General features: G+C 41.5%; 7 protein-coding genes. All 7 read left to right on the forward strand.

The window, feature by feature from the left end; genetic code table 11:
- Positions 1-276 precede the first annotated feature (276 nt).
- Positions 277-1,512, forward strand: a complete 1,236-nt coding sequence (locus HMPREF3129_RS04190; protein WP_004243444.1) for an MdtA/MuxA family multidrug efflux RND transporter periplasmic adaptor subunit — start codon at positions 277-279, stop codon at positions 1,510-1,512.
- Positions 1,512-4,643, forward strand: coding sequence for an MdtB/MuxB family multidrug efflux RND transporter permease subunit (locus HMPREF3129_RS04195; protein ID WP_004243446.1), 3,132 nt, complete (start codon positions 1,512-1,514; stop codon positions 4,641-4,643). Before HMPREF3129_RS04190 ends, HMPREF3129_RS04195 begins: the two co-directional genes overlap by 1 nt.
- A complete protein-coding gene (mdtC, locus tag HMPREF3129_RS04200; RefSeq protein WP_036918519.1) occupies positions 4,640-7,723 on the forward strand; it encodes a multidrug efflux RND transporter permease subunit MdtC in 3,084 nt (1,027 codons plus the stop codon). Before HMPREF3129_RS04195 ends, mdtC begins: the two co-directional genes overlap by 4 nt.
- Positions 7,720-9,096, forward strand: a complete 1,377-nt coding sequence (baeS, locus tag HMPREF3129_RS04205; protein WP_004243448.1) for an envelope stress sensor histidine kinase BaeS — start codon at positions 7,720-7,722, stop codon at positions 9,094-9,096. The genes mdtC and baeS overlap by 4 nt, the downstream gene beginning before the upstream one ends.
- A 65-nt stretch (positions 9,097-9,161) precedes the next feature.
- The gene (baeR, locus tag HMPREF3129_RS04210) at positions 9,162-9,869 is read left to right on the forward strand and encodes an envelope stress response regulator BaeR (RefSeq protein WP_036918522.1); all 708 of its coding nucleotides are present in this window, start codon (positions 9,162-9,164) and stop codon (positions 9,867-9,869) included.
- Positions 9,870-9,988: 119 nt separating this feature from the next.
- Positions 9,989-11,368: a prephenate-dependent tRNA uridine(34) hydroxylase TrhP gene (gene trhP / locus HMPREF3129_RS04215; RefSeq protein WP_004243450.1), complete on the forward strand. Its 1,380-nt coding sequence runs from the start codon at positions 9,989-9,991 to the stop codon at positions 11,366-11,368.
- Between the two features lie 308 nt (positions 11,369-11,676).
- Positions 11,677-12,570: a lipid kinase YegS gene (gene yegS / locus HMPREF3129_RS04220; protein WP_004243451.1), complete on the forward strand. Its 894-nt coding sequence runs from the start codon at positions 11,677-11,679 to the stop codon at positions 12,568-12,570.
- Positions 12,571-12,584: the final 14 nt, after the last annotated feature.

A 12,584-nucleotide genomic window follows, 5' to 3' on the forward strand; every position in this document is an offset into this window, starting at 1 on the left:
CCTGAAGGACGGAGTTTTACGGTGCTTTGGATAAAAATAAAGTGCGCCGAGATAGCTAGCTAGAAATCGTTTTTCTCTTTATAAAAAAGAGATAACTCCAGCATATTATTGCTAAGTGACAACAACTGATTAGAATATAATCAATAAACACATTCCTTGACTCAATTTTCATATTTCCTCCATTTTTACCCCTAAAGAAATAGGTAGAATGTCATAATTGATTGTGTCATTTCATTTTTTCTCAATTAGCGAGTTGTCAGTAGGATCACCAACGCAATGAATAACAACAAAAAGACCAAAAAAAGATTTTCTCTTATTATCACCCTGCTTATTGTTATCGCTGGCGCTATCGCCTATTGGCAATACTCTTCAAACAACAGCGCACCTCCTGTGAGTAAAGATACCCCTACTGCGAATACACCAAATAGAAGTACAGCTGGCTCAAGACGACCACCGATGCCTCCTGTACAAGTGGCGACATCTGCACAAGAAGATGTGCCGCAATTTTTAACTGCTTTAGGTACAGTGAAAGCCGTCAATAGTGTGACCGTGACAAGCCGTGTGGAAGGGCAATTAATGGCGTTGCATTTCACCGAAGGCCAACAAGTGAATCAAGGCGATTTGTTAGCAGAAATCGACCCACGTCCTTTTGAAGTGCAATTAGCGCAAGCTAAAGGGCAATTGGCAAAAGATCAGGCCACACTGGCAAATGCGCGCCTTGATTTAGCTCGCTACCAAAAACTGGCAAAGACCCATTTGGTTTCACAACAAGAATTAGACAACCAAGCGGCTTTAGTCAAACAGTCTGAAGCCAGTATTAGTATCGATAAAGCAGCAATTAATAATGCACAATTACAATTAACCTATAGCAAAATAACGGCCCCTATTTCAGGACGGGTGGGATTAAAGCAGGTTGATGTCGGTAACTATATTTCTGGTGGCTCATCTACGCCAATTGTCGTTATTAACCAGATGGATCCTGTTGATGTACTCTTTACATTACCAGAGCAAGATCTTTCACAGGTTATCTTAGCCCGTAAAAATAGCCCTACATTACCTGTTATTGCATTAGACAGAAATAATAAAATTGAATTAGCACAAGGGACTCTATTTAGTGTTGATAATCAAATTGATGCCACTACAGGGACTATCAAATTAAAAGCCCGTTTTCCTCAACAAGAAAGTACGCTATTTCCCAATCAATTTGTCAATATTCGTTTATATGTCACTACATTAGAAAAAGCGGTAGTGATCCCCAATGCAGCATTACAAATGGGAAATGAAGGACACTTTGTTTGGGTTGTTGATGAGGAAAACAAAGTCAGCAAACTCGCTGTTGAGGTTGCATCACAAAATGCAGATAAAGTTGTCATTGCCTCAGGGTTATCCGCTAATCAACGTGTTGTCACCGATGGTGTGGATAGATTAACGCAAGGTGCCAAAGTCGAGATTGTAACACCGCTGGCACCTAAAGCTAAAACCACAGATCCCGTTGTTGCGGAGAAAGCATAATGAGCGAAAAAATCCCCGCTACAGGTGGTGGGCCATCTCGTTTATTTATTTTACGTCCAGTGGCAACAACGCTGTTTATGGTCGCGATTTTATTAGCAGGAATTGTCGGTTATCGTATGCTGCCAGTGTCTGCATTACCTGAAGTTGATTATCCGACCATTCAAGTCGTCACACTCTATCCTGGGGCAAACCCCGAGGTGATGACCTCTGCGGTAACAGCACCGTTAGAGCGTCAATTTGGACAGATGTCAGGCTTAAAACAGATGTCCTCACAAAGTTCAGGTGGGGCATCAGTCATTACATTGATGTTCCAACTCACATTACCGTTAGATGTCGCAGAGCAAGAAGTACAAGCGGCCATTAATGCAGCAACTAACTTATTACCTACTGATTTACCTTATCCGCCCATTTACAGCAAAGTAAATCCGGCTGATCCGCCAGTGCTAACCTTAGCCGTCACCAGTTCTGTATTGCCGATGACACAGCTACAGGATATGGTAGAAACGCGAATATCGCAGAAAATATCGCAAGTTAACGGCGTTGGTTTAGTCTCTTTAGCCGGCGGACAACGCCCTGCTGTGCGCGTAAAATTGAATGCCCAAGCAGCCGCCTCTTATGGGTTAGATAGTGAAACAATCCGCGTGGCTATTAATAATGCCAATGTTAACTCTGCCAAAGGTAGCCTTGATGGCCCCACTCGCTCGGTAACGTTATCCGCCAACGATCAAATGAAATCATTAGATGATTATCGCAAACTGATTGTTAGCTATAAAAATGGCGCCCCCATCCGCCTTGCCGATATTGCCACCATTGAACAAGCCCCAGAAAATAACCAGCTTGGTGCTTGGGCCAATAATCAACAAGCCATTATTATCAATGTGCAACGCCAACCGGGTGTTAATGTTATTGAAACAACAGATAATATTCGTAATTTATTACCGGATTTAGTGTCTAATTTGCCTAAGTCGGTAAATGTTGAGATCTTAACCGATAGAACCACGACCATTCGGGCATCAGTGAAAGATGTCCAGTTTGAACTGGGCTTGGCGATTGCACTTGTGGTCATGGTTATCTATCTATTTTTACGTAATGGTGTTGCCACTCTTATTCCTAGCATTGCCGTCCCCCTCTCCTTAGTGGGTACTTTTGCGGTGATGTATTTTTGCGGTTTTTCTGTCAATAACCTCACCTTAATGGCACTTACCATTGCGACAGGCTTTGTGGTTGATGACGCCATTGTGGTGATAGAAAATATCTCCCGTTATCTAGAGCGAGGAGATAAGCCGTTAACCGCAGCCTTAAAAGGGGCGGGAGAAATCGGCTTTACTATTATCTCACTGACATTTTCTTTAATTGCCGTACTGATCCCTCTGTTATTTATGGGAGATATTGTTGGTCGTTTATTTAGAGAGTTTGCCATTACCTTAGCCGTGGCGATTTTAATTTCCGCGGTAGTCTCTTTAACCTTAACGCCAATGATGTGCGCGCGCTTACTTAAACCAGAAAGTCAAATTAAGCACAATCGTTTTGAAATGGCTTGTGAGCGCTTTTTTGAAAAGATGATCGCCGTGTATGCGGTTTGGTTAAAACGTGTATTAAATCATCAATGGATAACATTAGGTGTTGCCCTCAGTACATTAGCACTAACAGTTTTGCTCTATCTATTTATCCCTAAAGGCTTTTTCCCTTTACAAGATAATGGGTTACTACAAGGTACAATAGAAACCTCACAATCCATCTCTTATCAAGCGATGGTTGAAAAACAACAACAAGTGGTTGAGAAACTGATTGACGATCCGGCCGTTGAGAATATTGCGAGTTTTGTGGGTATCGATGGCAGTAATGCCACCCTCAATACAGGTCGCTTGCAAATTACCTTAAAACCCCTCGATCAACGTGATTCACGCATTGATGAAATTATTCCTCGTTTACAAGCACGAGTCGCATCTATTGCAGGTATTACACTCTATTTACAACCCACACAAGACTTAACTATTGATACACAAGTTTCCCGTACTCAATATCAATTTACCTTGCAAGCAACCTCGCTCGATGAGCTTGCCTATTGGGTGCCTAAATTATCACAGGCACTACAAGAGAGTCCGGAACTTACCGACATCAGCAGTGATTGGCAAGCTGATGGGATGATGGCCTATATCAATGTAGATAGAGATTCAGCCAGTCGCTTAGGGATCTCAATGAGTGCCATTGATAATGCGCTGTATAATGCCTTTGGACAGCGACTTATTTCAACGATTTACACCCAAGCAAATCAGTATCGTGTTGTCTTAGAACAAAATATGCACAATAGTGAAGGACTACAGGCACTTTCTGCAGTTCATTTAACCGGCAAAGAGGGTGCTATGGTGCCACTCTTATCTATTGCCTCTGTGGAGCAACGTCTCGCGCCTTTATCTATCAATCACCAAGAGCAATTTCCTGCTACCACATTCTCATTTAATGTCGCTAAAGACGCATCTCTTGAAGCCGCTGTTAATGCCGTTAAGCAAGCAGAAGAGCAAATTGCGATGCCAAAAGATATTACGACACAGTTTCAAGGGGCTACATTAGCTTTTGAAAGCGCCCTTTCCAGCACGCTGTGGCTTATCATTGCGGCCATCGTTGCTATGTATATTGTATTAGGCGTGTTATACGAAAGTTTTATTCACCCAATTACTATTTTATCTACCCTACCTACTGCAGGTGTCGGTGCATTATTGGCACTGATGGCAGCCGGTAATGAGCTAGATATTATTGCGATTATTGGCATCATTTTGTTGATTGGTATTGTTAAGAAAAATGCCATCATGATGATCGATTTCGCACTGGCCGCTGAAAGAGAACAAGGACTATCTCCTTACGAAGCAATTTATCAAGCTTGTCTGCTACGTTTTCGCCCTATTTTAATGACCACTATGGCTGCGTTATTAGGTGCATTACCTTTAATGCTAAGCACTGGCGTAGGGGCTGAATTACGCCAACCATTAGGTGTATGTATGGTGGGAGGCTTAATTATGAGTCAAATACTCACCTTATTTACCACCCCTGTTATCTATTTGCTGTTTGATAAGTTATCACTTTACCTTAATCGCCATAAACGCGTTGAACATGATAATGGAGCGGTGTCATGAAGCTGTTTGCTCTATTTATTCAACGCCCTGTTGCTACTACACTACTTAGCCTAGCCATTTCTCTTTGTGGTGCGTTAGGTTTTATGTTGTTGCCTGTCGCACCACTGCCACAAGTTGATTATCCGGTCATTAATATTTATGCCTCATTACCGGGGGCATCACCTGAAACGATGGCTTCTTCTGTTGCCACTCCCCTTGAACGCTCCTTAGGGCGTATTGCGGGGATTGATGAGATGACGTCAAGTAGTGCTTTAGGTAGTACCAGTATCACATTAGTATTTGACTTAAATAAAGATATTAATACCGCAGCTAGAGATGTACAGGCTGCGTTAAATGCCTCACAAAGCCTATTACCTTCAGGTATGCCAAGTCGCCCGCGTTATTACAAATCAAATCCTTCTGATGCACCGATTATGATCTTAACGCTGACCTCAGAGACACAAAATACCGGTGAGCTTTATGATCTCGCATCAACACGCTTGGCACAAAAAATTTCGCAAATTGAAGGAGTAAGTGAAGTTTCCGTAGGGGGAGGTTCATTGCCGGCTGTGCGTGTTGCACTCAATCCTGATGCGCTATTTAATCAAAATGTCAGTCTTGATGATGTACGCAAAGCCATTAGTCAATCCAATGTCAGAAGACCACAAGGCTTTATTCATAATGATGAAAATCGTTGGCAGATACAAACTAACGATGAGTTAAGCAAAGCTCAAGATTATCGCCCAATTATTGTGCATTATAATCAAGATGCTATCGTGCGTTTAAGTGATGTTGCCCAAGTGACAGACTCTGTACAAAACGCACGGGCGGCAGGAATGAGTGGTGGTGAACCGGCTATTTTACTGGTTATTCGCCGTGAAGCAGGCGCCAATATCATCGAAACTGTCAACCGCATTCGTGATGAACTCCCCGAATTACGTGAGCTACTCCCTGCCAGTGTCAATTTAAAGGTAGCTCAAGATAGAACCCCCACTATTCGTGCCTCGTTAGCAGAAGTTGAACGCGCATTAGCGATTGCCGTGGCACTGGTTATTTTAGTGGTATTCTTATTTCTACGTTCAGGGCGTGCTACCTTGATCCCCGCTGTTGCCGTACCCGTTTCATTAATTGGTACTTTTTCAGCCATGTATTTATGTGGCTTTAGCTTAAACAATCTATCATTAATGGCATTAACGGTTGCAACCGGCTTTGTCGTGGATGATGCGATTGTCGTACTCGAAAATATCTCTCGCCATATCGAAAATGGCTTAAAACCTAAACAAGCCGCCCTAAAAGGGGTTAGCGAAGTGGGCTTTACGGTACTTTCAATGAGTATTTCATTGGTGGCGGTATTTATTCCTCTCTTGTTGATGGATGGCCTTGTCGGACGACTTTTTAAAGAGTTTGCCATTACCTTAACCACCGCGATTGGGATCTCTTTATTTGTCTCCTTAACATTAACCCCAATGATGTGTGCCCATTTATTAAAAGGCATAAAACCCAAAGCACAGTCACATTTACGCGGATTTGGTAAGTTAATTTTTCGCTTACAACAAGGTTACAGTGTCACACTACAAGCGGCATTACGGCATAAACGCTGGATCATGGCTATTTTTATTACCACCTTAGGACTGAATGCTTATTTATATATCAGTGCGCCAAAAACCTTCTTTCCAGATCAAGATACCGGTCGTTTAATGGGATTTGTACGTGCAGACCAAAGTATTTCATTCCAATCGATGAAAGAAAAAATGACCCGTTTTATGCAGGAGATTAATGCGGATAAGGATGTTGATAGCGTCACGGGATTTACGGGAGGAGGACGTATTAATAGTGGATTTATGTTTATTTCACTTAATCCGCTCTCAGAGCGCACAGATAGTGCAAATCAAGTGATCAATCGCCTTCGTATCAAACTGGCTAATGAACCCGGTGCAACACTATTTTTAATGCCTGTACAAGATGTGCGTGCAGGAGGACGCCAAGCCAATGCCAGTTATCAGTTTACTTTACTCGCTGATGATTTAAGTGAATTACGTAAATGGGAGCCATTAATACGTAAAGCGTTAGGCGAATTACCTGAGCTGGTTGATGTCAACTCAGATAAAGAAGATAAAGGTGCCGAAATGGCACTCACTTATGATCGCGATACTATGTCGCAATTAGGCATTAATGTCAGTGATGCCAATAATTTATTAAATAACGCCTTTGGGCAGCGGCAGATCTCTACCATTTATGCCCCGCTAAATCAGTATAAAGTCGTGATGGAAGTGTCTGAACAATATACGCAAGATGTCTCTGCACTAGATAAAATGTATGTGATGAATACACAAGGTGAACGTATTCCATTATCTGCATTTGCCAGTTGGTATCCAGCTAATGCACCTTTAAGTGTTAATCACCAAGGGTTATCTGCCGCCTCTACCATCGCTTTTAATGTGCCAGAGGGCTATACCTTATCTGATGCCATTAATGCCATTGAGCGAACCATGACAGAGTTAGGTGTGCCTAACACGGTACGAGGCACCTTTGCGGGTACAGCGCAAATTTTTCAAGAAACCATTAAGTCACAGCTTATCTTGATCTTAGCGGCTATTGTCACCGTCTATATTGTCCTTGGTGTGCTTTATGAGAGCTATATTCATCCATTGACTATTTTATCCACATTGCCTTCTGCCGGTGTTGGCGCATTATTAGCACTGCGCTTGTTTGATACCCCCTTTAGCTTAATTGCTCTTATTGGCATTATGTTGTTAATTGGTATTGTGAAGAAAAATGCCATTATTATGGTGGATTTTGCGATTACGGCTCAACGAGAAGGAAAACTATCCGCTCAAGAAGCGATTATTCAAGCCAGTTTATTGCGTTTCCGCCCTATTATTATGACTACCTTAGCCGCGCTCTTTGGCGCTTTACCTCTGATGCTAAGTAGTGGTGATGGTGCGGAATTAAGGCAGCCATTAGGCATTACCATTGTGGGTGGCTTGCTTATGAGCCAATTATTAACCCTGTATACCACTCCGATTATCTATCTGTTTTTTGATGGTGCTCGCCAACGTTGGCAACAGCGACGCCATAACAAAAAAGAGGCAAATGCATGAAATTAAGAAGTAAGCTATTTTTGGTGATCTTCGCGACTTGCATGATAGTGGTATTTGCTATGCATATCGGTATTCGTAGTAGCTTCCAGCAGGGGTTTATTGGCTATATCAAGAAGAACAGTGAACAACGGGCAACCTTGTTAGCCGAAGCATTAAGCGATCAATATCAATTAACTGGAGATTGGCGTTTTCTTAATCGAGATGATCGCTCTATTTATCAGATACTAAGAACCATTGACCAAATAAGTCAAAGTGGTGAAGGCCCTGCCCCTCGAGGATGGCGTACTCAGTTTTGGATCGTCGATAAACAGATGAAACGCTTATTTGGCCATGATAATCAATTTCCCGCAGAAACCTTTAAAAAACCTATTACTTACCATGATGAAATTGTCGGCTGGGTGATTGTCAGTGCAGCGGATAAAATCAGCAACGAAGCAGATATTAGCTTTGATAAGCAACAGTTACGCACCAGTTGGATCATTGCTGGCTTAACGGTGCTTTTTGCGCTATTAATTACGTTAATACTGTCACGCAGCATGATCCGCCCAGTAAAGCGATTAGTGGAGGCAACCCATAAATTAGCCGCTGGCGATTTTGCTGTTCGCGTGACCCCAACCAATAAAGATGAAATCAGCCAGTTAGCAACGGATTTTAATCAACTTGCCAGTACACTGGAAAAAAATGAGCAAATTCGCCGTGATTATATGGCAGATATCTCCCATGAGTTACGTACGCCATTGGCTATCTTAAAAGGAGAGCTTGAAGCGTTACAAGATGGTGTAAGAAAGCCAACTGCAGAAACTTTAAATTCATTACTCTTTGAAGTAACAAATTTAACTAAACTGGTAAACGATCTACATCAGCTATCATTATCTGATAGAGGCTCTTTGACCTATCGTAAGGATTTTATTGATATTAATGAAATTATTTTGTTAGCTGTCGCCTCTTATCGGCATATTTATCAAGCCAAAGAGATTGCTTTACAGACTGATTTAGATGATAACGTCAAACTGATTGTACAAGCTGATCCGGATAGGTTGATCCAACTTTTTCATAATCTATTAGAAAACAGTGTTCGTTATACCAATTCTGGTGGTCAATTGCATATTAGTAGCAAAAGAGAACATAATAATGTGTTGATTGTGTGGGAAGATAGTGCCCCGGGGCTAGATAAAGCACAATATGAAGCGGTATTCCAACGTTTTTATCGGGCCGAAAGCTCTCGTAATCGTTCCAGCGGTGGCTCTGGTTTGGGGCTTGCTATTTGCGAAAATATTGTCGAAGCTCATAATGGTAAAATTACGGCTATGCCATCCGCTATCGGTGGAGTAAAAATACTTATCGTATTACCTGTCTATTCTGAAGATAATTAAATTTTGCTCTATTGATTATACTAAATATTATTGTCCTAATTGATAACTATTGAGCCATATAGACAATGACCACGACCACATCTACATATTCAATTTTAATCGTTGAAGATGAGCCGAAATTGGCACAATTACTTATTGATTATCTTCAAGCATCCGATTATCAAACGCAGTGGCTGGCAGATGGTACTGAGGTTATACAACATATCAAACAATCTCATTACGATTTAGTCCTGCTTGATCTGATGCTACCGGGTAAAGATGGTATTACCCTATGCAAAGAGTTACGTCAGTTCTCCGATATTCCTATTATTATGGTCACCGCAAAAACAGAAGAAGTAGACCGACTATTAGGGTTGGAAATTGGTGCTGATGATTATATTTGCAAACCTTATAGCCCTCGAGAAGTGGTTGCCCGTGTAAAAACATTATTGCGTCGCTATTATCGGCCACAGGATATTGTGCAAAATAGCGCCTTAGTTATTATTGATGAGCAGGCTTACCAAATTCAATATCATAATAAAATTCTTGATTTAACTACCGCTGAATTTCGTCTTATTAAAGCATTAGCTACACAACCGGGCAAAGTGTTAAGCCGTGACCAGTTAATGGATCATCTGTATGATGATTATCGCATCGTAACCGACCGTACTATTGATAGCCATATAAAAAACTTACGGCGCAAACTTGAGCAACTTAACGATCGAATTGAATTTATTCGTTCAATTTATGGACAAGGCTATCGTTGGGAAACCGCAGCCTATCGTTTTCGATGATATTTTTTCAGGAATACATTGAACCTCGCTACAGTTAAGCGCTAGAATCCTCCCCTTTATGATATACCCTTACCTTTTGTGTAGGGGACTGACTTGAAATCAGAACCAGGAAATTAATCATGTTTACACCCGAATTGCTCTCTCCTGCAGGCTCATTAAAAAATATGCGCTATGCATTCGCTTATGGCGCAGACGCGGTCTATGCAGGTCAGCCTCGCTATAGTTTACGCGTACGTAATAATGAGTTTAATCACGAAAACCTTGCTAAAGGAATACAAGAAGCGCATGAATTAGGTAAACGCTTCTATGTTGTGGTTAACATCGCCCCCCATAATGCAAAATTAAAAACCTTTATCCGTGACTTAAAACCAGTTATTGATATGGGGCCTGATGCGCTGATTATGTCTGATCCGGGTTTGATCATGATGGTGCGTGAAGCTTTCCCTGATATGGATATCCACCTTTCAGTACAAGCTAACGCCGTTAACTGGGCTACCGTAAAATTCTGGCGTCAAATGGGCTTAACTCGCGTTATTCTTTCTCGTGAGCTATCTATTGACGAAATTGCAGAAATTCGTAAACAAGTCCCTGATATGGAGCTTGAAGTCTTCGTTCACGGGGCCTTGTGTATGGCTTATTCGGGTCGTTGCTTATTATCAGGCTATATCAATAAACGTGATCCAAACCAAGGTACATGCACAAATGCCTGCCGTTGGGAATACAAAGTTGAAGAAGGCAAAGAAGATGAAGTGGGGAATATCGTCGAGAAGTACCAACCTATCCCGGTAAAAAATGTTGAGCCAACGTTAGGTGTAGGTGCCCCCACTGATAAAGTGTTCTTAATTGAAGAAGCTAAACGTCCGGGTGAATATATGACGGCGTTCGAAGATGAACACGGTACTTATATTATGAACTCAAAAGATCTGCGCGCTATCGAACACGTTGAGCAGTTAACTAAGATGGGTGTACATTCATTGAAAATTGAAGGTCGTACTAAATCTTTCTATTATTGCGCACGCACAGCACAGATGTATCGCCGTGCTATTGATGATGCTGTTGCAGGTAAGCCTTTCGATCCGACACTGCTGACAACGCTAGAAGGTTTGGCACACCGCGGTTATACCGAAGGTTTTTTACGTCGCCATACCCATGATGCCTACCAAACCTATGAATACGGCTATTCGGTATCAGATACACAACAGTTTGTAGGGGAATTTACAGGTAAACGTGTTAACGGTTTAGCTGAAGTGGATGTTAAAAATAAATTTATCTTAGGTGATAGCTTAGAGCTAATGACACCAACAGGAAATATTCAATTCACTTTAGATGCGTTATTTAATAAAAAACAACAGCCGACAGATGTCGCTCCGGGTAATGGCCATGTGGTTTATTTACCTGTTCCTGACGATGTTGATTTAAACTTTGCACTGCTTATTCGTAATCTGCCAGGAACGACAACCCGTCAACCTCATAAAATTGATGCGGTAGAAGTGAAGTAAATCATCATTATCTGATTTGATGTGGTCAATTTCAAAGATAGATCACATCAATACCTATTCATTTGCCGTATCATCTATTTCGAAAAATAAAGAACTAGAATGAATACAGTAAGACTAGGAACCACCTCCTTGGCAAATCCAATCTCCCTTGGATTTGCCTTTTCTTTTTTTATCCCCCGCTATTTTTATTATTATTTTTTGAGTAACGTAAATTGCTTTTGGCTTTGGTGATACTTTGTAAAAAAAATGGTAATTCGCCTAATATCCATTATCTTTAAATAAGTCATATTAATTAAGGAGTCATATTGATGGGCCAAATCAGTTTGCTGATTATCAATGGAAAAAACTCAGGCAATGAGGCTCTGCGACAAGCGGTTTATCAACAACGCAAGGAAGGTAATGATATCCAAGTCAGAGTGACATGGGAATCAAGTGATATTCAACGCTTTGTGCAAGAAGCACTACATATTCAAGCGCAAACCATTATCGCCGCAGGGGGTGATGGTACGATCAACAATGTCGCCTCTGAGCTGGTTCGTTTAGCCCCCTCTTCGCCCCCCGCGTTAGGCATTATCCCTTTAGGGACTGCAAATGATTTTGCCACCAGTGCACAAATCCCATTAGAGATGGACAAAGCGCTCAGTTTAGCGATTAAAGGTCGCGCCGTTCCTGTCGATATTATTAATGTGAACAAAACACATTACTTTATCAATATGGCCTCAGGTGGCTTTGGCACCAAGATCACCACTGAAACCCCTGAAGCACTAAAATCCGCCTTAGGTGGTGCTGCATATTTTATTAATGGTTTATTGCGTATTGATACCTTAAAAGCGGATCAATGCACCGTTGAAGCTGAAAATTTTCATTGGAAAGGTGAAGCTTTAATTATCGGTATTGGTAATGGACGCCAAGCGGGAGGTGGACAACAACTTTGCCCCGAAGCACTGATTAATGACAATAAACTCAATATTACCCTTGTTGAAGCCCGTGAATTGCTTCCTTCTCTATTAACCAGTCTGTTCGATCGTAAGAAAAATGACAAAATTATTGAGCGAGAAAGTGATTGGGTCACTATTAGTGCGGCTCATGAAATGGTATTTAATTTAGATGGTGAACCCCTTTTAGGGGATAAATTTGAATTTATTGTACTACCTGAAGCGATCCACTGCCGGTTACCGCCCCAATGTGACTTGTTATCTTAATGTAGATAAATGAC

The sequence above is a fragment of the Proteus sp. HMSC14B05 genome (assembly GCF_001808035.1).
In the GTDB taxonomy this organism is placed as follows: domain Bacteria; phylum Pseudomonadota; class Gammaproteobacteria; order Enterobacterales; family Enterobacteriaceae; genus Proteus; species Proteus mirabilis.

Coding starts and splice junctions, on each gene's coding strand:
- baeR (WP_036918522.1), top strand. CDS start 9,162: ATGACCACGACCACATCTACATATTCAATTTTAATCGTTGAAGATGAG.
- trhP (WP_004243450.1), top strand. CDS start 9,989: ATGTTTACACCCGAATTGCTCTCTCCTGCAGGCTCATTAAAAAATATG.
- yegS (WP_004243451.1), top strand. CDS start 11,677: ATGGGCCAAATCAGTTTGCTGATTATCAATGGAAAAAACTCAGGCAAT.
- baeS (WP_004243448.1), top strand. CDS start 7,720: ATGAAATTAAGAAGTAAGCTATTTTTGGTGATCTTCGCGACTTGCATG.
- HMPREF3129_RS04195 (WP_004243446.1), top strand. CDS start 1,512: ATGAGCGAAAAAATCCCCGCTACAGGTGGTGGGCCATCTCGTTTATTT.
- mdtC (WP_036918519.1), top strand. CDS start 4,640: ATGAAGCTGTTTGCTCTATTTATTCAACGCCCTGTTGCTACTACACTA.
- HMPREF3129_RS04190 (WP_004243444.1), top strand. CDS start 277: ATGAATAACAACAAAAAGACCAAAAAAAGATTTTCTCTTATTATCACC.